The organism is Ralstonia sp. OTU4908 (assembly GCF_038440115.1).
GTDB lineage: Bacteria > Pseudomonadota > Gammaproteobacteria > Burkholderiales > Burkholderiaceae > Ralstonia > Ralstonia pickettii.
In genome coordinates, this window is the sequence record NZ_JASATD010000011.1 from 145,381 (window position 1) to 164,926 (window position 19,546).

The 19,546-nt window shown below is 63.4% G+C and carries 19 protein-coding genes and 1 pseudogene; 17 read left to right on the plus strand and 3 right to left on the minus strand.

The genetic code is table 11. From position 1 onward, the window contains the following. The first annotated feature begins 219 nt into the window (after window positions 1–219). From AAHM38_RS12425 to AAHM38_RS12490, 14 genes are all read left to right on the plus strand, one after another. Window positions 220–525: a recombinase-like helix-turn-helix domain-containing protein gene (locus tag AAHM38_RS12425; protein WP_039375978.1), complete on the plus strand. Its 306-nt coding sequence runs from the start codon at window positions 220–222 to the stop codon at window positions 523–525. A 79-nt stretch (window positions 526–604) separates the two neighbouring features. Continuing rightward, the gene (locus AAHM38_RS12430; RefSeq protein WP_004634822.1) at window positions 605–1,672 is read left to right on the plus strand and encodes an aromatic ring-hydroxylating oxygenase subunit alpha; all 1,068 of its coding nucleotides are present in this window, start codon (window positions 605–607) and stop codon (window positions 1,670–1,672) included. Then, a complete protein-coding gene (locus tag AAHM38_RS12435) occupies window positions 1,665–2,438 on the plus strand; it encodes an SDR family oxidoreductase (RefSeq protein WP_116576291.1) in 774 nt (257 codons plus the stop codon). Before AAHM38_RS12430 ends, AAHM38_RS12435 begins: the two co-directional genes overlap by 8 nt. A 32-nt stretch (window positions 2,439–2,470) precedes the next feature. Beyond that, entirely contained in the window at window positions 2,471–3,007 is a 537-nt protein-coding gene (locus tag AAHM38_RS12440) for a cupin domain-containing protein (RefSeq protein WP_116576292.1), read from the plus strand. Between the two features lie 4 nt (window positions 3,008–3,011). Further along, complete coding sequence (locus tag AAHM38_RS12445) at window positions 3,012–3,914, plus strand: alpha/beta fold hydrolase (protein WP_116576293.1); 903 nt, start codon at window positions 3,012–3,014, stop codon at window positions 3,912–3,914. Window positions 3,915–3,926: 12 nt separating this feature from the next. Beyond that, a complete protein-coding gene (locus tag AAHM38_RS12450) occupies window positions 3,927–4,754 on the plus strand; it encodes an IclR family transcriptional regulator (protein ID WP_116576294.1) in 828 nt (275 codons plus the stop codon). 2 nt (window positions 4,755–4,756) lie between these two features. Next, window positions 4,757–5,560, plus strand: a complete 804-nt coding sequence (locus AAHM38_RS12455) for an SDR family oxidoreductase (RefSeq protein WP_116576295.1) — start codon at window positions 4,757–4,759, stop codon at window positions 5,558–5,560. Continuing rightward, window positions 5,553–7,292 carry a thiamine pyrophosphate-binding protein gene (locus AAHM38_RS12460; protein WP_116576296.1) on the plus strand — a complete coding sequence of 580 codons (1,740 nt, stop codon included), beginning with the start codon at window positions 5,553–5,555 and terminating at the stop codon, window positions 7,290–7,292. The genes AAHM38_RS12455 and AAHM38_RS12460 overlap by 8 nt, the downstream gene beginning before the upstream one ends. 32 nt (window positions 7,293–7,324) lie before the next feature. Further along, window positions 7,325–8,128, plus strand: a complete 804-nt coding sequence (locus tag AAHM38_RS12465) for an aspartate dehydrogenase (RefSeq protein WP_116576305.1) — start codon at window positions 7,325–7,327, stop codon at window positions 8,126–8,128. Window positions 8,129–8,144: 16 nt separating this feature from the next. Further along, window positions 8,145–9,647 carry an aldehyde dehydrogenase gene (locus AAHM38_RS12470; RefSeq protein WP_116576297.1) on the plus strand — a complete coding sequence of 501 codons (1,503 nt, stop codon included), beginning with the start codon at window positions 8,145–8,147 and terminating at the stop codon, window positions 9,645–9,647. Between the two features lie 36 nt (window positions 9,648–9,683). Beyond that, a complete protein-coding gene (locus AAHM38_RS12475) occupies window positions 9,684–10,646 on the plus strand; it encodes a VOC family protein (protein WP_116576306.1) in 963 nt (320 codons plus the stop codon). Window positions 10,647–10,667: 21 nt separating this feature from the next. After that, window positions 10,668–11,618, plus strand: a complete 951-nt coding sequence (locus tag AAHM38_RS12480; RefSeq protein ID WP_065855341.1) for a PDR/VanB family oxidoreductase — start codon at window positions 10,668–10,670, stop codon at window positions 11,616–11,618. Between the two features lie 176 nt (window positions 11,619–11,794). Further along, window positions 11,795–12,895 carry a porin gene (locus tag AAHM38_RS12485; RefSeq protein ID WP_116576298.1) on the plus strand — a complete coding sequence of 367 codons (1,101 nt, stop codon included), beginning with the start codon at window positions 11,795–11,797 and terminating at the stop codon, window positions 12,893–12,895. Between the two features lie 71 nt (window positions 12,896–12,966). Further along, window positions 12,967–14,370: an MFS transporter gene (locus tag AAHM38_RS12490; protein ID WP_116576299.1), complete on the plus strand. Its 1,404-nt coding sequence runs from the start codon at window positions 12,967–12,969 to the stop codon at window positions 14,368–14,370. A 66-nt stretch (window positions 14,371–14,436) separates the two neighbouring features. Here the strand turns inward: AAHM38_RS12490 and AAHM38_RS12495 are convergent, their stop codons facing one another. Beyond that, complete coding sequence (locus AAHM38_RS12495; RefSeq protein ID WP_116576300.1) at window positions 14,437–15,315, minus strand: 2-hydroxy-3-oxopropionate reductase; 879 nt, start codon at window positions 15,313–15,315, stop codon at window positions 14,437–14,439. A gap of 300 nt (window positions 15,316–15,615) precedes the next feature. Here AAHM38_RS12495 and AAHM38_RS12500 point away from each other — a divergent pair, with 300 nt between their 5' ends. Next, on the plus strand, window positions 15,616–15,738 hold the full coding sequence (locus tag AAHM38_RS12500; RefSeq protein ID WP_009239746.1) for a hypothetical protein: 123 nt from the start codon (window positions 15,616–15,618) through the stop codon (window positions 15,736–15,738). On the opposite strand, the gene AAHM38_RS12505 is transcribed toward AAHM38_RS12500, so the two are convergent. Together AAHM38_RS12505 and AAHM38_RS12510 are read right to left on the minus strand one after the other, a co-directional pair. Then, entirely contained in the window at window positions 15,739–16,257 is a 519-nt protein-coding gene (locus AAHM38_RS12505) for a cupin domain-containing protein (protein WP_103519009.1), read from the minus strand. A gap of 17 nt (window positions 16,258–16,274) precedes the next feature. After that, the gene (locus tag AAHM38_RS12510) at window positions 16,275–17,480 is read right to left on the minus strand and encodes a sterol desaturase family protein (RefSeq protein WP_103519010.1); all 1,206 of its coding nucleotides are present in this window, start codon (window positions 17,478–17,480) and stop codon (window positions 16,275–16,277) included. A 305-nt stretch (window positions 17,481–17,785) separates the two neighbouring features. Between AAHM38_RS12510 and AAHM38_RS12515 the strand changes: the two genes are divergently transcribed. Both AAHM38_RS12515 and AAHM38_RS12520 read left to right on the plus strand, forming a co-directional pair. Then, window positions 17,786–18,358: a DUF4337 domain-containing protein gene (locus tag AAHM38_RS12515; RefSeq protein WP_009239743.1), complete on the plus strand. Its 573-nt coding sequence runs from the start codon at window positions 17,786–17,788 to the stop codon at window positions 18,356–18,358. A gap of 126 nt (window positions 18,359–18,484) precedes the next feature. Continuing rightward, a pseudogene (locus AAHM38_RS12520) lies at window positions 18,485–19,187 on the plus strand (hypothetical protein). Window positions 19,188–19,546 lie beyond the last annotated feature (359 nt).

Consider the following 19,546-nt stretch of genomic DNA (forward strand, 5'->3'; position numbering starts at 1 on the left):
CTACCGCCTTCGGCTCCGTACCGCTAGCGCGGTGCCAAGACCTTTGTCCATTGCGCGATTTGGCGGATGGGTCGCCCACGGTGGACGCAATTTCCCGCAAGCCATAGGGTAATCCCGCATCTGCGATTTCGAAGAGGCGGTCTATAGTTGCACCTGTGTTCCAGATATTAACAGACGTTTCATCGGTAAAACAAGCGAAACGTGATGGAGTCGACAGAAATGCAACCGCAATACAACCCCGACCTCGCTCCGTGGGAGCCCATTTCTCCGAACAACGTCGCTGGCAAGGGCCGTGTCGAACGCCCGGGTCACGTCGCCAATCTGGTGTGGCAAACACGCGCCGCCGAGCCGACGGCCTATGAGAACCAACTGGCCGATTCGCTGGAAGCGGCATTCCTCGGTGGTGCACAAACGCCGGCCGACATCGTGGCCGTGCTGAACGAGCGCGGCCCGCGCAATGCGGCCGGTGGGGAGACCTGGACGGAAGACAGCTTCCTGGCCGAGATGCGCCGCCTGGGTGCCTGAGCCGAGGCCGGTTCCAACACGATTCGACGCCGCTTTGCCCGCAGAGGCGCACGGCTCAAACCATCAGAAGAGGCAAGCAATGGAAGGCAACAAGGAAGCGCAGAAGGAAGCGCGCATCAACACCGGTCTGCGCAACTACTGGTATCCGGTGGCGGCGTCGTGGAATGTGAAAAACGCCCCGGTGGGCATCACGCGTTTGAGCCAGAACATCGTGTTGTGGCGTGACACCGCCGGCCAGGTGCATGCGCTGGAAGACCGCTGCCCGCATCGCGGTGCGCGCCTGTCGATGGGTTGGAACCTGGGCGACCATGTGGCTTGCTGGTACCACGGCGTTGAAGTGAACGGCCAGGGTACGGTAACCAGCGTACCGGCTGTCGACGCGTGCCCCATGGAAGGCAAGACCTGCGTGCGCAGCTACCCGGTGCAGGAGCGTGCCGGTGCCATCTTCCTGTGGTTTGGCGACAAGGCTCCGTCCGAGTTCGACGACGCGGTCGGCACGCTGCGCTTGCCCGAAGAATTGACCAGCGACGAGCACAGTCACTTCCTCTGCTTTGCGCATTGGAACGTCAACTACCGCTACGCCATCGACAACGTCATGGACCCGATGCACGGCGCCTACCTGCACGCCGTGTCGCACTCGATGGCGAGCGGCGAGAAGAAGGCCGTGATGGAAGTGGTTGAAACCGACCACGGGATCATGTTCCAGAAGACCGGCCAGCGCGGCGTGAACTTCGATTGGACGGAGTTTGGCGAGACCGGCACGATGTGGCTGCGCCTGTCGATTCCGTATCAACCGAAGGTCGGCCCCGGCGGTCCGTTCACGATCATCGGCATCGTGACGCCAGTGGATGAGGAGCACTGCATCGTCTACTTCTGGCGCACGCGCCACGTGCAGGGTTGGCAGCGCGATGTGTGGCGCTTCCTGTATCGCAATCGCCTCGAAGGCCTGCACTGGGATGTGCTGGAACAGGACCGTGTGGTGCTTGAGTCGATGGCACCCGAAGCGCGCGAGCACGAGACGCTGTATCAGCACGACATCGGCATCACGCGTATCCGCCGTGTGCTTGCACGTCGCGCCGCGGCTGAACTGGCCGACGCGCCTGTCGCCATGCTCAAGCCCGTGCCCACGGAAGCCCAACATGCCTGAGCGCAATTCCACCGCCGGGCTGCTGGCTGGCCGCAAGGTGCTCGTGACGGGCGCCGCGCGCGGTCTGGGTCTGGCCTTTGCCAAGTCGATTGCCGAAGCCGGTGGTGCTGTCGCGCTGGCCGACATTCTTGCTGAGCGCGTGCAGGAAGAGGCGGCGGCGCTGCGTTCGGCAGGTTTCGATGCGCATGGCTTCACGCTTGATCTTGAAGATCCGGCTTCCATTCAGGCATGCGCTGCTGCGGCTGCACAGGCACTGGGTGGGCTCGACGGGCTTGTCAACAACGCGGCCATCACGAACTCTGGCGGGCGCGATGCATCGTCAATCGACATCGAGACCTGGGACCGCGTGATGAACGTCAACGTGCGCGGCACATGGTTGATGACGACGGCCTGCCTGCCGGCGCTCAAGGCTTCGGGCCGCGCCGCCATCGTCAATTTGTCGTCGGACACCCCGCTGTGGGGCGCGCCGAACTTGCTGGCGTATGTGGCGAGCAAGAGCGCCGTCATCGGCATGACGAAGTCTCTCGCGCGCGAATGCGGCGCAGACGGCATCACCGTCAACGCCATTGCGCCGGGCCTGACGCTGGTGGAAGCCACCGAATACGTGCCGTCGCACCGCCATGCGCTGTACCGCGACCAGCGCGCCATCTCGCGCGATCAACTGCCGGACGACGTGTGCGGCGCCGTGCTGTTCGCGCTGTCCGACCTTTCCCGATTCGTGACGGGCCAGACGCTGGCCGTCAACGGCGGTTTCGTCATGCAGTAATGCATCCACACACCATTCAGAAGAGGTATTCAATGAGCGATCTCTCCGAACAACAGCAAGTGCAACGCACGTGGGACCGCCCGGAAGGCGCGTCGTTTGAAGACTGGATGAACAGCCGCGTGGCGCGTTTTTCCACCCGCCGCTACGACTGGGACGCCCTCAAGTTCCAGGCCGACTTCGATCCAAAATACCGCCGTGCGCAAATGCGCTACCTCGGCACGGGCGGCACGGGCGTGGCAGCTGACACCAACACAGTACCGGCGGAGCACTTCACGTTTTCGACCATGGTCATCCCGGCGGGTCACGAAGGCCCGTCGCACCTGCATACCGATGTGGAAGAGGTGTTCTTCATCATTCGCGGCAAGGTCAAGCTGGTGCTGGAGAAGGACGGCGAGCGCTACGAAACCATTCTGACCGATCGCGATCTCGTCTCGGTGCCGCCCGGCGTGTACCGCGAAGAGATCAATATCGGCGATGAAGACGCGCTGATGTGTGTGATGCTCGGTGCCAAGAAGCCGATCACGCCGACGTATCCGCCCGAGCATCCGCTCGCCAAGATCAAGCGTTGATGCGATGAACGCGCAGGCTGTCATGTCCTCCCATCCGCTCCGTGTTGCCGACGCGCTTGCCGCGCTGGGCGCCGGGTTTGCCGAACGCACCGTCGCCATTAACGACCACGGCGAGCGCATCGGCTATCGGCAATGGGGCGAGCGCGGACCGCTGGTGGTGCTGTTGCACGGCATCAGCTCCAGCGCTGCGTCATGGCTGCCTTGCGCGCAGGTTCTTTCGCACAACATGCGCGTGCTGGCATGGGATGCGCCGGGCTACGGCAGCTCCACGCCGCTTGCAGACGTTGCACCGCGCGCTGCCGACTACGCTGGGCGGCTGCAGGCTTGGCTTGCGGCGCTGGACGTGACGCCCGATGCGATCGTCGGTCATTCGCTGGGCGCGCTGATGGCATCGGCGTATGTGGCCGCCGCACCAGCGGCGATTCAGCCGAAGTGCCTGCTGTTGCTGAACCCCGCGCAGGGCTACGGCCAGCCGGGGCAGGAAGATCAATCCCGCAGCGTGCAGGCCCAGCGTCTTGCAACGCTCGACCAGCTTGGCATCGACGGCATGGCGGAGTCGCGCCACGCGCATCTGCTGCGCCCGAATGCCACCGACGAAGAACGCGCCTGGGTGCGCTGGAACATGAAGCGCCTCAACGACGGTGGCTATCGCCAAGCCGTGGCGATTTTGAGCGGCGACGACATCGGCGCCTATCTGAGCAAACGCCCCGCATCCACACCTGCACAGATTGCTTGCGGCGATGTCGACGGCATTACACCGCCGGAAGGTTGCGAAGCGCTGGCCAAGATGTTCGATCTGCCGTTTGCGCTTGTGCCATCGGCCGGGCATGCCTCCTATATCGATGCGCCTGACGCTGTTGCAGGCTGGATCGAACACGCTGTTCTCTCCCAATCCCAAAACGCCTAAGCGCCAAGACGTATGAGCAACGACCTCATCCCAGAAGACGTGCAGGAAAAGTACATCGTGCCGGGGCTCGAACGCGGCCTGCGCCTGCTGTGCGAGTTCAGCCACAAAGACCGTGTGCTGTCTGCACCTGAACTGGCGCGCCGCCTGAAGGTGCCGCGCTCCACGGTGTTCCGCCTGCTGACCACACTTGAAGTGATGGGCTTCATCGAACGCGTTGACGGCGGTCGCGATTTCCGTCTCGGCATGGCGGTGCTGCGCCTGGGCTTTGAGTATCTCGCCTCGCTGGAACTGACCGAGTTGGGCCGTCCGCTGCTCGATCGCCTGCGCGACGACATTCATTACCCATGCAACCTCGTCGTGCGCGATGGCCGCTCGATCGTCTACGTGGCGAAATCCGTCGCGCCCACGCCGTTCACCAGCTCGGTAAATGTTGGCACGCGCCTGCCGGCACATGCCACGGTGCTGGGTCGTGTGCTGCTGGCCGATCTGTCGCTGGCTGAGCTGCGCCAGCTGTATCCGGAGCCGCAGCTGGAGGTGTTCTCCGCCAACACGCCGCGCACGGTGGAAGAACTGTTCGAGATGGTCCAGCGCGACCGCGAACATGGCTACGTGCTGCAGGAAGGTTTCTTTGAGGCCAACATCTCGACGATTGCTGCGCCGGTACTGGACCGCGCAGGCAAGGTGGTGGCGGCGCTCGGCACGACCATTCCGTCGCCGCGAATCGAGCCCGCGCAGCTCGACCTGATGATCGACAAGGTGCGCGCCGCTGCCGGTGAGCTGTCTTACCTGCTGGACTACCGCCCCGCAGGCGGCAAGGTCGTCAACCTGTTCCGCGAATGACCATGCCGATGATCGACCTGACTGGCAAGACCGCCGTCGTGACGGGCGGCTCCTCCGGCATCGGCCTGGCCACCGTTGAACTGCTGCTGGAAGCCGGCGCCGCCGTGGCGCTGTGCGGCCGCAATGCCGAACGCCTCGGGCTAGCCGAACAAGGTCTGCGCAACCGCTTCCCGAACGCGCCGCTGTTCGCCGCAACGTGCGACGTGCTCGACGCCGCGCAGATGGCAGCCTTTGCCGACGCCGTGGAGCAAGCCCTCGGCCCCGTCGACATGCTTGTCAACAACGCGGGCCAAGGCCGTGTCTCGACGTTTGCCGATACCGACGATGCCGCGTGGACGCAGGAGCTGCATCTCAAGTTCTTCTCCGTGATCCATCCCACGCGCGCTTTCCTGCCGCAACTCGAGCGCTCGGCGCACGGCGCGATCGTCTGCGTGAATTCGCTGCTGGCGCAGCAGCCCGAGCCGCACATGGTGGCAACCTCTGCCGCGCGTGCGGGTGTGCTCAATCTCGTGCGTTCGATGGCGACCGAATTTGCACCGAAGGGCGTGCGCGTCAACGGCATCCTGATCGGCCTGGTGGAGTCCGGCCAATGGCGCCGCCGCTTCGAGGCTCGACCCGAAGAAGATCGCCATCTCGACTGGGCCGCTTGGACGCGCCGCTTGGCCGCGCAGAAACACATTCCCCTTGGGCGCCTGGGCCTGCCCGAAGAAGCAGCCCGCGCCATTCTGTTCCTTGCCTCGCCGTTGTCTTCGTACACCACGGGCAGCCACATCGATATTTCCGGAGGACACTCCCGTCATGCTTAACAGACAACAACAGGAACAACAGCTGGTCACGGTGGGCCACGCGATTGCAGCATTCCTGGAAGCCTGCGAGGTCAAGGCCGCCTTTGGCGTCATCTCGATCCACAACATGCCCATCCTCGATGCGATGGGCGAGCGCGGCAAGATTCGCTTCGTCATGGCGCGCGGTGAAGCCGGCGGCGCGAACATGGCCGACGCTTATGCCCGGACCACAGGCGGCCTCGGTGTCTGTCTGACCAGCACCGGCACCGCTGCCGGGAATGCGGCGGGCGCCATGGTTGAAGCCCTGACCGCCGGCACGCCGCTGCTGCACATCACGGGCCAGATCGAAACGCCGTATCTGGACCAGAGCCTTGCGTACATCCACGAAGCGCCGGACCAGCTCACGATGCTCAAGGCCGTCTCCAAGGCTGCCTTCCGCGTGCGCAGTGCGGACACGGCGATCAGCACGATGAAGCTGGCCGTGCAGACCGCGCTGACCGCGCCGGCCGGCCCGGTGAGCGTGGAGATTCCCATCGACATCCAGGCCGCGCTGATCCCCATGCCGGATGACCTGCGCCCGCTGCTGGTGCCGCAGCATGTGCCGTCTGCCCACGCGCTGGACGAACTGGCTGAGCGCCTGTCGCACGCGCGCCGTCCGATGCTGTGGCTGGGCGGTGGTGCCCGCCACGCTTCAAAGCAGGTCAAGCGCCTGATGGACCTTGGCTTTGGCGTGGTCACCAGCACGCAGGGCCGCGGCATCGTGCCGGAAGATGACCCGCGCTCGCTGGGCGCATTCAACCTGCACAAGCCGGTCGAAGCGTTCTACCAGACGTGCGACGCGATGGTCGTGGTCGGCTCGCGCCTGCGCGGCAATGAAACGCTCAAGTACGAACTGAAGCTGCCGCGCCCGCTGTACCGCATCGATGCGGATGCATCGGCAGAAGGCCGTTGCTACGCCAGCGACTACTTTGTGTGCGGAGATTCCGCCCTCGCGCTGGATGGCCTGGCCGATCGGCTGGAAAAGAAGATGCACATCGATGCAACATTCGCCGCCGACCTGCGGGAGGCACACGGGGCGGCCGTAAGCGGGCTGATCGATGGGCTTGGCCCGTACGCCAAGCTGGTGGAGGCGTTGCAAGCCGCAGTGGGCCGCGAGTTCAACTGGGTGCGCGATGTGACGGTGTCGAACAGCACCTGGGGTAATCGCCAGCTCCGTATTTTCGATTCGCGCGCCGGCGTGCATGCGCTCGGTGGCGGCATCGGCCAAGGCCTGGCGATGGGCATTGGTGCGGCCATCGGTGCGGCCGCGACCGAATCCGGCAAGACGACGTTCTGCCTGGCTGGCGACGGCGGCTTCATCCTGAATCTCGGTGAATTGGCGACTGCGGTGCAGGAGCGCGCCAATCTCGTCATCGTGCTGATGAACGACAAGGGCTACGGCGTCATCAAGAACATTCAGGACGCGCAGTACGGCGGCCGCCGCCATTACGTGGATCTGCACACGCCGGACTACGCGGCGCTCGCGCAGTCCCTGCAACTGCGTCATCGCCGCGTGTCAGATCTGGCCGACGTGGGCAGCGCATTGAAGGAAGCCACCAGCGGCGAGGGGCCGTTCCTGATGGAGATCGACATGCTCTCCATCGGCAGCTTCAAGACGATCTTTGCAGGCCCGCCGGTCAACCAGCAGGCCAAGGATGGCCGGGGCGAGCGCGCTGCTGCATGCGCCGCGGACGGCACGACGGTGGTGGCGTGAACCTGCAACCGAGCCAACTGAAGGAGCCGGACATGCTGCATGTATCGATGGTCGGGTGCGGAGCGATCGGGCAGGGCGTACTGGAACTGCTCAAGAGCGATCCGGATGTGTGCTTTGACGCCGTGATCGTGCCCGAGCACGCGATGGACAAGGCGCGCGAGGCCATCGCCCCGTTCGCACCAAATGCGCGTGTCACGACGCATCTGTCGCTCGACGCGCATACGGATCTGCTGGTCGAGTGCGCTGGCCATGACGCGCTTGAAGAACATGTGTTGCCGGCGTTGGAGCAGGGCATCGACTGCCTGGTCGTATCGGTGGGTGCGCTGTCGGAACCCGGCGTGGCCGAACGGCTGGAGGCTGCGGCCCGCCGTGGCAACGCGCAGGTGCAGCTGCTGTCGGGCGCCATCGGCGCCATCGACGCACTGGCCGCTGCGCGCGTCGGCGGGTTGGACGCCGTGGTCTACACCGGCCGCAAGCCGCCGCGCGCCTGGAAGGACACGCCGGCCGAGCAGCAGTTCGACCTTGATGCGCTGCGCGAGCCGACCGTGATCTTCGAAGGCAACGCCCGTGAAGCCGCGCGTCTGTTCCCGAAAAACGCCAACGTGGCGGCCACGCTGTCATTGGCGGGCCTCGGTCTTGAGCACACGCACGTCAAGCTGCTGGCCGATCCAACGGTGGACGAGAACATCCATCACGTCGAGGCGCGGGGTGCCTTTGGCGGCTTCGAGCTGACGATGCGCGGCAAGCCGCTGGCGGCTAATCCCAAGACTTCTGCGCTGACGGTGTTCAGCGTGGTGCGTGCGCTGGGCAACCGCGCGCACGCCGTTTCGATTTAAGCGAGGCCATTGCGCCATGACTGTTTCCAACCCGAACGCAACCGCAACGTGCGTGTTGCCCATCTGCATCGCCGGTGATTGGCGCCTGGGCACGGGCGAGCGCTATGCCACGCGCTACCCGGCCACGGGTGAAGTCGTTGCAGAACTCAATGCCGCCAGCGTCGCTGATGTGGAAGAGGCCGTGGCGGGCGCCTACCGCGCCTTCCTGTCCAGCGGCTGGGCGCAGCGCAAGCCGCACGAGCGCGCGGCCGTTCTGTACCGCGTAGCTGAGCTGATCCGCTCGCGCAGTGAAGCGCTGGCACAACGCCAGCGCCTGGATAACGGCAAGCCGATCAACGAGACGCGCGCGCTGGTGGCGAGCGCTGCTGCCACGTTCCAGTTCTTCGGCGCCGCATGCGAGACGCTGGAAGAGTCGCTCACGCCCATGCGTGGCGATTGCCTGACGATGAGCGTGCATGAACCCATGGGCGTGGTGGCCGCCATCACGCCGTGGAATTCGCCGATTGCCAGCGAAGCGCAAAAGATGGCGCCCGCGCTGGCCGCGGGCAACGCCGTCGTCGTCAAGCCTGCGGAAGTCACGCCGCTGATGGCGCTGGAACTCGCTGCCATCTGCGAAGAGGCGGGCGTGCCCAAGGGCATGATCAGCGTGCTGCCCGGCAAGGGCTCCGTGATTGGCGATGCGATTACGAAGCATCCGCTGGTGCGCCGCGTGTCGTTCACGGGTGGCACGAACACGGGCAAACACATTGCCCACATTGCCGCTGACAAGATGATGCCGGTGTCGCTTGAGCTCGGCGGCAAGTCCCCAACGATGGTGTTTGAAGATGCCGACCTCGACCACGCCGTGAATGGCGTGCTGTACGGCATCTTCAGCTCGTCGGGCGAGTCGTGCATCGCAGGCTCGCGTCTGTTCGTGGCGCGTTCGCTGTACGAGCCCTTCATGGATCGCCTCGCCGCTGCCGCAGCACGCCTGCGTGTCGGCAATCCGGCCGATGAATCCACGCAGATGGGTCCGCTGATCACCGATCGCCACCGCGAGACCATCGAGTCGTACGTTGCGATGGGCGTGGAAGACGGCGGTCACCTGCGCACGGGCGGTTTGCGCCCAGCAATCGCCGGCTGCGAGTCGGGCTATTTCTACACGCCGACCATCATCGAAGGGCTCACCAACAGCGCCCGCATCTGCCAGGAAGAAATCTTCGGCCCGGTGCTGGTCGCCATGCCGTTCAACGATGAAGACGAATTGATCGAACAGGCCAACGACAGCGTCTACGCATTGGCCGCCGGGATCTGGACGCGCGACTACAAGCGCGCATGGCGCATCGGCCGCGCGGTGCAGGCCGGCAACGTGTGGATCAACACATACAAGCAGTTCTCGATTTCGACGCCGTTTGGCGGCTGGCGCGACAGCGGCCTGGGCCGCGAGAAGGGCCGCCTCGGCATCCTGCAATACATGGAGCAGAAGAGCCTTTACTGGGGCTTGAACGAACAACCGCTGGCCTGGGCCAACGCCAACTGAAGCTGAAACAAAACACCCAGACCACAGGAGATGAAGATGAACACGATTCGAGGCATCGACGAAATCGTCTACGGTGCCGACGACCTCGCCGCCTGCAAGCAGTTCTTCCTGGATTGGGGGCTCGCCCTGCAATCGGAAGACGCCAGCGGCCTGCTGTTCGAGACGCTCAACGGCTGCCGCGTGCGCGTCAAGCGCAGCGACGATGCTGCGCTGCCGCCGGCCATGGAAGCCGGCCCGACGCTGCGCGAAGTGATCTGGGGCGCCGATTCGCAGGCTGTGCTCGATCGCCTGGTCGACACGCTGGCTGACCAGCCCGGCTACGTCGACGCCAACGGCCGCGTCGGTTGCACCGACCCGAACGGCCTGGCCGTGCGCGTGCAACTGACCACCAAGCGCGACGTCGACGTGCAATGCGCTGCCATGAACACGTGGACAGACAAACCGCGCCGCAACCAACCGAGCCCCATCTACGAGCGCGCCACGCCCATCGAAGTGGGCCACGTGGTCTTCTTTGTGAAAGACGTGGCGGCCACGGAGCGCTTTTACATCGACAAGCTCGGCTTTGTGCCGTCCGACCACTACCCGGGCCGCGGGGCGTTCCTGCGCTGCGCGCCGGAGGGTGGCCATCACGACCTGTTCCTGCTGCAGACGCCGCAGGCCAAGAGCGGCCTCAACCACGTCGCCTTCACCGTGCGCGACATCCACGAAGTGTTCGGCGGTGGCATGCATGTGTCGCGCTGCGGCTGGGAAACGCAACTAGGCCCGGGTCGTCACCCGATTTCGTCGGCGTACTTCTGGTACTTCAAGAACCCGGCTGGCGGCCTGATCGAGTACTACGCCGATGAAGACCAGCTCGACGGTAACTGGCAGCCACGCGACTTCGAACCTGGCCCGACCGTGTTTGCCGAGTGGGCCATTGATGGCGGCATTGACGGCAACACCCGCCGTCAGAGAAACGTAGTCAGCCCGGAAGGCAAGTTCCTGACGGAAAAGCGCTGAAACGTTGCAGAGAGACGTGCTATGAATCCCCCCCTCAACCTGCGCGTGCACGCCATGCGCTACGAAGCCCAAGGCATCGTGAGCGTGGAGCTGCGCGATGTCGACGGCAAGACGCTGCCCGAGTACGCACCCGGCGCGCATATCGAACTGCATCTCGGCAACGGGCTGGTGCGCAGCTATTCGCTGTGCGGTGCACCGGAGGTGCGTGACCGTTATGTGGTCGGCGTGCTGCTCGACCGCAACAGCCGCGGCGGCTCGCGCTATGTGCACGAGCAGTTGCGCGTCGGTTCGACGCTGAAGATCGGCGGCCCGCGCAATCACTTCGAGCTGGACGAAACCGCGCCGCACACCGTGCTGGTTGCAGGCGGCATTGGCGTGACGCCCATCGTCTGCATGGCGCGTCGTCTGGCCGAGCAAGGCAAGGCGTTCTCGATGCTGTACTGCGCCCGCTCGCGCGCCGAAGCTGCGTTTGCCGATGAGCTTGCCGGGCATGGCGATGCAGTGCGCTTCCACTTGGACGCGGAAGCCGGCGGCCCGCCCGATCTGAAAGCGCTGCTTGCAGGGCATTCGACCGATACGCATTTCTATTGCTGTGGCCCTGGCCCGATGCTGCGCGCTTTTGAGGCCGCATGTGAAGCGCTCGGCTACACCAACGTCCATATCGAGCGCTTTGCCGCGGACCCGGGTGTGGAGTCGGTGCAGGACGGTGAGTACCAGGTCAAGCTCGCGCGCAACGGCGCTGAACTGTGCGTGCCGGCTGGCAAGTCGCTGCTCGACGCGCTGCTGGAGATTGGCGTCGAGGTGGAACACAGCTGCAAGGAAGGCGTATGCGGTTCGTGCGAAACGCGCGTGCTGGAAGGGGAACCCGACCACCGTGACAGCGTGCTCTCCAAGAGCGAGCGCGCATCCAACCAAACCATGATGGTTTGCGTGTCCGGATGCAAAGGCAAGCGCCTGGTGATTGATCTGTAAGCGCAGGATGGTTTAGGCGTTGGCCTGACCAGCCGCGCCCTCTTTTTTTACGCCGTGTTTTTCTTTTAAACGCCGTTTCACATACGGAACAACGCAAGTACCACAACCAGCTCGTCCACCAAGACGGCGATAACAACTGGCGGGGCGGACACCTTGTCCAGTGGAGGAAACAGCAAATGAAGACAACCTTGTTCGCCATTGCGGCGATGAGCCTGGCGGGCACGGCAGCGGCCCAGAGCAACGTGACGCTGTACGGCAGCATTGATGAAGGCGTGGCCTACATCAACAGCCTCAAGAGCGGCGCGTCGAGCGGCTCGGCTCTGCGCATGGACCCCGGTACGATGCAGCCGGACCGCTTCGGCCTGCGCGGCTCGGAAGATCTCGGCGGCGGTACGCAGGCCATCTTCCAATTGGAGTCGGGGTTTCTGGGCGACACCGGTAGCAGCGTGGTCGCCGGCAAGCTGTTCAACCGCACGGCGTGGGTGGGCCTGACGAACGATCGCTTGGGCAATATCCAGCTTGGCCACCAAGCGGACTTCTTGTTCGACTACCTCGGCCGCCTGAGCAACGGGTTCCAACTCACCAACTTCTACCTGTTCCACCCCGGCAACTTCGACAACCTGGCCAACCAGTTCCAGATCGACAACGCTGTGCGTTACGTCTCGCCCATCTTCGGCGGGCTGCAGCTGGGCGGCATGTACGGCTTTGGCCAGGTACCCGGTTCGCCGTCGAAGAGCCGCAGTTACAGCCTCGGGGCGTACTACACCAATGGCGGTTTCCGCGCAGCCGCGGCCTATACCGCATCCAATGATCGCGCGCTGGATGTTGCTGGGCGCCTGGGCATCACCAACACACTGGGCACGACACTGGTGCCCGGCGTGATGACGCCGATGAGTTCGGTCAAGTCGTTCGGTGCTGGCACGCTGTATCAGTTCAGCGGCCTACCGCTCCAGATCAACGCGGTCTATACGCAGACGCGCATCACGCTCGGTGGCGCCAACGCCCGGGCGCAAAACGTCGACCTCGGTACCGCGTGGCATTACAGCGCCGCCAATACGCTCAACGTGGGCTATACCTTCAGCAAGTACGAGGGCGCCCGTTGGAACCAGTTCAGCCTGGGCAACGTGTATGCGTTTTCCAAGCGCACGCAGGTGTATGTGCAAGGCACGTATCAGCGTGCGTCCGGCGATGCGCAGTCTGCTGCCATCAACGGCGTGGGTGTAGCGGCGCAGCGCAACCAGCTCGTTGTCAGCACCGGGGTGCATCACTCGTTCTGACGTCCTGACCCAACGCGCGCCGCTGGGCAGCGACCCAGTGGCGCATCAACTTCCTCCGGAAGGAGCTTCACATGAAGCCAGGTGTTTTGATTGATAGCGGAATTGACCACGATGCGTCGCTGGGCGCGATGAGCCTGGGCAAGATCGTTGCCCGCATCGAGCGGCTCAAGAGCAACGGCATGCACGTGCGCGCGCGTCTGCTGATCGGGCTGGCGACGTTCTTCGATGGCTTTGACGTGATCGTCATTGCCGCTACGCTGCCGCTGCTGATCGCGCAATGGCATCTGACCCCGGCGCAGATTGCTTTTGTGATCGGTGCCCCCGGCATCGGTCAGTTGATCGGTGCGCTGGTGTTCCCGATGTTTGCGGAGCGATTCGGCCGCGTGCGCATGATCGGCTATAGCGCGGGCATCATCGGTTTGATGAGCCTGCTGTGCGGCGTGGCGCCCAGTTTTGCCGTGTTTGCAGCGCTGCGTATCGTGCAGGGCATCGGCTTGGGTGGCGAGCTGCCCGTAGCGGCCACATACATCAACGAAGTCACGCGTGCCCATGGCCGCGGGCGCTTCGTGCTGCTCTACGAGGTGGTGTTCCCGATTGGTTTGCTGGTGTCTAACGCGCTTGGGGCCTGGCTTGTACCGCATTTGGGCTGGGAGGTGATGTACTTTCTCGGCGGCATTCCGCTGGTGCTGTTCTTCACACTGCCCAAGGCCGTGCCGGAATCTCCGCGCTGGCTGGCGACCCATGGGCGCATGGCCGAGGCCGATGCCGCGCAGGCACGCTTTGAAGCCAAGGCGAAGGGGCCGCTGCCTCCGCTGGGCGATACCTCGGCCTTCGAGCAGATGTCGCACCGCCACCCGAAGCGCGGCATGCGCGATCTGTTCGGCCCCGTGTACGTCAAGCGCACGGTGGTCGTGGCCATGCTGTGGGCGACGTGCGGTTTCATCCAGTACGGTCTGTCGACCTGGCTGCCGACGGTCTACAAGACGATCTATCACGCACCGCTCCAACTGGCGCTGAACCTGGCGGCGCTGGCGTCGGTGCTGGGTGTGGTCGGTTCGCTGGTGTGCGCGATGATCGTCGACAAGGTCGGCCGCAAGCCCGTGATGGTGGTGTCGTTTGTGCTGTGCGGTTTGGCGCTGGGTCTGGCTGGGCTGCTGCACGAGCAGTCGCTCTATGTGGTGGCGGGGTTGTGCTCGTTGGCGCTGGGGTTGATGGCGTGCGGCTTCATCACTGCCTATGTCTATACGCCGGAGCTGTACCCGACCAACATCCGGGCGATCGGCTGCGGCATGGGCGGCGCATGGTTGAAGATTGCGGCCATCTTTTCGCCAATGCTGATCGGTTCGACCATCGGCTCGGGCAACGTCAGCAATGCGTTTCTGCTCCTGGCCTTGGTGCCGATCCTGGCGGCAATCACGATCCACTTCCTCGGCATCGAAACCAAGGGGAAAGTGCTGGAGCAGCTTGAGCTGTAAGCCGGAGGCGGTTGAAGGTCGTATACGGGGAGGGGCGGCTTTGGTGCGGCCCCCTCCCGTTTTGCTTCAGGCAATGGTGTGATCTGCCATCAATTCCAGCGCGCGCACCATGGCGGAGTGGTCCCACGCCTTGCTGCCATTGGCCGCACATACGTTGAAAAGCTGCTGCGCGGCGGCAGTGTTGGGCAAGGCGATGCCGAGCTTGCGGGCGCCTTCCAACGCGAGGTTCAGATCTTTCTGATGCAGCTCGATGCGGAAGCCGGGATCAAACGTCCGCTTGATCATCCGTTCACCGTGCACTTCGAGAATGCGCGAGGAGGCAAAGCCGCCCATCAACGCTTGGCGCACACGTGCCGGATCGGCCCCGGCCTTCGATGCGAACAGCAGCGCCTCGCCCACGGCTTCGATGGTCAATGCCACGATGATCTGGTTGGCCACCTTGCAGGTCTGTCCGGCGCCGGATTCGCCCACGTGCGTGATGTTCTTGCCCATCAGGGTGAACAGCGGTTTGGCGCGCTCGAACGCCGCTTCCTTGCCGCCGACCATGATCGTGAGGGTGGCATCGCGCGCGCCGACTTCACCGCCTGAAACGGGCGCATCGAGGTAATCCGCCCCCAGCGCTTCGACGCGCTTGGCAAAGTCCTGCGTTTCAATCGGCGAGATCGAGCTCATGTCGATGAAGAGCTTGCCTGCCGCCAGGCCCTGAGCGACTCCGTCTTCCCCAAACAGTACTTCGGCCACGTCTGGCGTATCCGGCACCATGGCGATAACGATGTCGGCTACCTGCGCAACCGCCGCCGAATTCGCGGCAACGGTGGCTTGCGAACGCAGATCTTCCGGCACGGAATGTTTGCCGTTGACGATCAGGGTGTGGTCGCCCTTGAGCAGGTTGCGAGCCATGTGGGCGCCCATGATGCCCAGGCCGATGAATCCGATGGTTGCCATGATGTTCTTCCGAAAGGGTCTAGGTGGATGTGGATGAGGAGGGTGGGTCAAGCCGCGGCGCTTGTCACAAGCGTAGATCAGATGCAGCAATGAAGACCAGCCGGAGCCCGATGCTGTGCGTTCCAAGATGCATGCGAGCCGCGCTCGGCGGGCGTTTGCGACGCGCGATGCTATACGGAGATGAGGTCCCGAAATAGGGACCAAGAAGCGTCATTGCTCTTGCAATGGTTTTGGGGCCCCCTCTCATAGACTGGAAACGTGCCGATAGGAAGCGATCGGACCGACGAGATGGGAGGAAATATGTCCACCGCAGCAGCCAACTGGATCGTCGTCCTGACATGCGCGTACATGGAGTACAGCACGTGGCGCGGCATGAGCGTCTACCGCCGCACGGTCGGCTATGAAAGCGTGGTGTGGTGCTGACTAACGCAACGCGGGGCGGGGCAGCAACCTCCGGATGAGATCGCCATGTGCCGAATACTTTGCCAGCAGCGCGCTATCGTCGGCGAGTTCGAACTCGCTGAACTTGAACCCCGGCGCAACGGTGCAGCCAGCAAGCGCATACCCATGTTCACCCGGCACGCGCTCGGCTGCAAACCAGCGGCCAGCCGGGACCACCGCCTGGTACACCGCCATCGCATCCTCGGCCGCGTGGCCCAGGCGATGCGTGCTCATCGTACCGTCAGCCTCCAACACATGCACATTGAGTGAGTCCCCCGAATGGAAGTGCCACAACTCGTCCGACTGGATCCGATGCCAGGCGGAATATGCATCATCCGCCAACAGGTAATAGATGGCGGTGGCAGCCGCACATTCGACGGGCGGGATGCCTCGTTGGATGCGCTCCTCACTGCGATAGGTTTCGCGATAGAAGCCGCCTTCCGGGTGCGGTTCGAGCCCGAGGCGGGCGATGAGGATCTGGGCGGCTAGGGCGAGCGGCATGATGGGAAACTTTCGACTCAGTTCTGCTGACGCCGGAACGGAAAGCGCTGCTGGTTGACGAAACCGTCGGGCATGTAGTCGCCTACCACGCCGTACTTCTCGGGGAAGGCCTTTTTCGATTTCACCGCAGTACCGAACAGATAGTCGATGAAGGCGAAATGGGCGGCGTAGTTCTTGTCGATCGCTTCGTCTTCCGATGAATGGTGCCAGTGGTGAAAATCCGGCGTCACAAAGATGTACTTTAATGGCCCCCACGGCAAATGCACGTTGGCGTGATTGAACACCGCCTGGAAGCCCACGATGATGATGTAGACATCGACAACGGCCTTGTCGAATCCCAGCACGAACAGCGGGCCCAGCACGGCTACCCGCGTGACGATCAGTTCAAGAATGTGCTGACGCGAACCGGCCAGCCAGTCCATCGTCTTCACGCTGTGATGCACGGCATGGAAGCGCCAGAGGAACGGCACCTCGTGATACGCGCGGTGCGTGACGTACTCCATCAGGTCGGCCACCAACATGCACAGCAGCAACTGCGGAATGAACCAGATGTGCTGCACCATCTGCTGGAAATCCGCATGCACCATCCATCCGAACACCCGGTGAATCAGGAAATTCACCACCAGCAGCACCAGCCCCACGATGAAGTGGTTCACCGCGAAGTGCATCATGTCGGTCTGCCATTCGGCGCGGAACACCGGCTGCTTCTTGTAGAGCGGGAACAGCTTCTCAAGCAGCACGAAAATCGCTGTCGAACCGAGCAGGTCGAGAATGAACCAATCCATGCCGATGTACGGTGTGTGATCCGGAAAATCGCCCACCGGCACGCGCGAGCCGCCCAGCGCAACGGCAACCACCACAAACAGGAATGCCAGGCCATTCAGGCGACGGCGGTTATCCAGCACGATATTCGCCAGCGATAATCCGCCTGAAATCAACAGCGAGACAAACAGAATCTGCCGAATGACATCCACGGAATATGCGCGCCGCAATTCGGGCGTCGTCAGATACTGCGGGAAGTGAAACGCCAGCACGCCCAGCAAGCACAGAAAGCCCAGCACCAGCGCCAGGATGGTTCCGATCATGCCCCGGCCAAACTTCAGGCCGCCGTTGGCATGGAGCAGCGCATTGGCATCGCGGATCGTCGCGTCGGCCACGCGAACGATGGCAGGGTGGTGTTCCTCTTCGGGCAATGGCGCCAAAGGCTTTTGGGACGCATCCATGGATCTGACTCGCAGTATTGTTTTGTTTTATTAACAATGCGATTGCCAATCGAATATTGGCCCTCATTCGCACTGCTGCGCGATTATACGGACCAGTTTTGCGTATTCAACGGCGCTATTCTTCTGCGTACAAATGATTTGCGATTGCTGCACTTTTTTCCCGTGTGCGTCAATGTCGGGAAATCGCCTCTGCAGCGTTGGCGGCGCACCGCAGGGCGTTGCCTTTCCGTGCAAGGCCATGCATTGTGAGGCCCGTGCCTGACGGGCGCACGACGGTACAAGACCAGATAAAAAGGGGAGCAACCATGTCAGAGGAATTTCACGTGCACGGCGCGCACGATCATGCGCTTGAGCACGCAGCAGAAAGCGGCCACGCCGACAGCTTTGCCGGGCGGATTGCCGTCATGACGGCGATTCTCTCGACAGCCGGCGCTATCTTCGGTTACCAGGGCGGTGCCACGCAAAACGCCGCGCTACTGGCCAAGAATGAAGCCGCCATCCACAAGACCGAGGCCGCAAACCGCTGGGCCTACTACCAGGCCAAAGGTCAGAAGCAGGCGATTGCCGAGCTGACCGCCCAACTGCCCGGCACCGATCAGGCCGCCGCCAGGCGCGAAGCCCAGCGTTACGCCGCCGAAAAGGAAGACATCCGTCGCCAGGCCGAAGACCAGGAGCGCTTGGCCAAAGAGGCCGACGACGCCAGCGAGCTCGCCGTGCACCATCATCATCGGTGGGCGCAAGCGGTGGTCGCCATTCAGGTGTCGATCGCGCTGGCGGCTATCACGTTGCTTTCCCGCCGGCGCTGGATGCAGGTGCTGTCGTACGGCGTGGCCGCTGTCGGTGGTGTCGTGGCTGTGCTGGCGCTGCTTCACATCTGACAGCCTCGGGCGCGCTCTTCGTCCGATAAGTTGCGTGCCGACATGCCGGATAGCCAGAATGGCGCTCGTGCAGGAGGCACCGTCCTCCAGGAATCCGGAATGAACACCATGACACTTCGAATGGTGATGTGGCGCACATGGATGATGGCCGGCTTGTTGGCTAGCGCGTGCGTCATGGCGGCCGGCCCTGCCGTCGAGCCGGGCGAGTATGTCTACATTCTGGGTGGCAGCGCAAGCGGCACGATGACGGTCAAGGGCGGTAGCTTCAACATCACGACAATTGGCGGCAACTGCCACACGTGCGCGATCGAAGGCACGTTTCGGGGGGCGCGTTGGCGTCGACAAGGATGAGGGCGAGTGCCACATCGCCGTGTCAGGTAATAAGGATGGGCTCAAGCTGGATTCATCTGCGACCGCCGAAGCCTGCCGAGAATTCTGTGGCATGCGCGCTATGTTTGATGGCGACTACCGCCGCGCACCCGCCGCCTGCACTGACCGCCAGCGGCAAGCCCGCATCGGCCACGCCCGCAAGCAATATGCCGCCAAGGATTACGACGCAGCACTTACAACGCTGCGTTCGCTGCTCGCCGATTGCGATCCCTTCATGGACCGGATCGAGCGCGACAAGGCTCGCAGCGACTTGGCCGTGACTGAATACCATCGTGACGACACCGCCCAGTGCCTCACTGTGCTGTCCGAGACGACTGCGATCACAGCGCAGAAGGACGCATCGCTGATCCTTCCGCCGTGCGACGCCGACAATGACGCGTCCACTAGCAAGGCCATCCTCTACAACCAGAAGCTGTGCCAGTCGCCGGGCAAACATTGATGCCAACTGCATCTCTATGAGTAACGAAGCGGCGGGCGATGGCCAGGCCCAATCCGTGTCGCAGGTTGGTCGGGCGCGGCGTTCGGTGGCCTCTCAACCTGCCATAACGCAAGCGGCCCACGGCGAAGCGAGCAGGCGATCAACAAGATTTTTGCGAGTGACTCACAAAAGTGCTTGCCAGCCGCGCTTGCGCGCATTAGTATTCGCCCCTCGCTGCAAAACACAGCGCCGAAACGCAAGTGGCGGTGGTGGTGTTGAGTGGTGGAGAGGCAGGTGTGGGGCGGGTTTGCGGTCGATTGGGTGGTAGGTGATCGACAGTAAATCGAGTGGTAGTTGGCAGCGAGTTGACGGATAAAAAT

Excerpts from the sequence above, each read along its gene's own strand:
- AAHM38_RS12425 (WP_039375978.1), top strand. The coding sequence starts at position 220 with ATGCAACCGCAATACAACCCCGACCTCGCTCCGTGGGAGCCCATTTCT.
- AAHM38_RS12430 (WP_004634822.1), top strand. The coding sequence starts at position 605 with ATGGAAGGCAACAAGGAAGCGCAGAAGGAAGCGCGCATCAACACCGGT.
- AAHM38_RS12435 (WP_116576291.1), top strand. The coding sequence starts at position 1,665 with ATGCCTGAGCGCAATTCCACCGCCGGGCTGCTGGCTGGCCGCAAGGTG.
- AAHM38_RS12440 (WP_116576292.1), top strand. The coding sequence starts at position 2,471 with ATGAGCGATCTCTCCGAACAACAGCAAGTGCAACGCACGTGGGACCGC.
- AAHM38_RS12445 (WP_116576293.1), top strand. The coding sequence starts at position 3,012 with ATGAACGCGCAGGCTGTCATGTCCTCCCATCCGCTCCGTGTTGCCGAC.
- AAHM38_RS12450 (WP_116576294.1), top strand. The coding sequence starts at position 3,927 with ATGAGCAACGACCTCATCCCAGAAGACGTGCAGGAAAAGTACATCGTG.
- AAHM38_RS12455 (WP_116576295.1), top strand. The coding sequence starts at position 4,757 with ATGCCGATGATCGACCTGACTGGCAAGACCGCCGTCGTGACGGGCGGC.
- AAHM38_RS12460 (WP_116576296.1), top strand. The coding sequence starts at position 5,553 with ATGCTTAACAGACAACAACAGGAACAACAGCTGGTCACGGTGGGCCAC.
- AAHM38_RS12465 (WP_116576305.1), top strand. The coding sequence starts at position 7,325 with ATGCTGCATGTATCGATGGTCGGGTGCGGAGCGATCGGGCAGGGCGTA.
- AAHM38_RS12470 (WP_116576297.1), top strand. The coding sequence starts at position 8,145 with ATGACTGTTTCCAACCCGAACGCAACCGCAACGTGCGTGTTGCCCATC.
- AAHM38_RS12475 (WP_116576306.1), top strand. The coding sequence starts at position 9,684 with ATGAACACGATTCGAGGCATCGACGAAATCGTCTACGGTGCCGACGAC.
- AAHM38_RS12480 (WP_065855341.1), top strand. The coding sequence starts at position 10,668 with ATGAATCCCCCCCTCAACCTGCGCGTGCACGCCATGCGCTACGAAGCC.
- AAHM38_RS12485 (WP_116576298.1), top strand. The coding sequence starts at position 11,795 with ATGAAGACAACCTTGTTCGCCATTGCGGCGATGAGCCTGGCGGGCACG.
- AAHM38_RS12490 (WP_116576299.1), top strand. The coding sequence starts at position 12,967 with ATGAAGCCAGGTGTTTTGATTGATAGCGGAATTGACCACGATGCGTCG.
- AAHM38_RS12495 (WP_116576300.1), bottom strand. The coding sequence starts at position 15,315 with ATGGCAACCATCGGATTCATCGGCCTGGGCATCATGGGCGCCCACATG.
- AAHM38_RS12500 (WP_009239746.1), top strand. The coding sequence starts at position 15,616 with ATGTCCACCGCAGCAGCCAACTGGATCGTCGTCCTGACATGCGCGTAC.
- AAHM38_RS12505 (WP_103519009.1), bottom strand. The coding sequence starts at position 16,257 with ATGCCGCTCGCCCTAGCCGCCCAGATCCTCATCGCCCGCCTCGGGCTC.
- AAHM38_RS12510 (WP_103519010.1), bottom strand. The coding sequence starts at position 17,480 with ATGGATGCGTCCCAAAAGCCTTTGGCGCCATTGCCCGAAGAGGAACAC.
- AAHM38_RS12515 (WP_009239743.1), top strand. The coding sequence starts at position 17,786 with ATGTCAGAGGAATTTCACGTGCACGGCGCGCACGATCATGCGCTTGAG.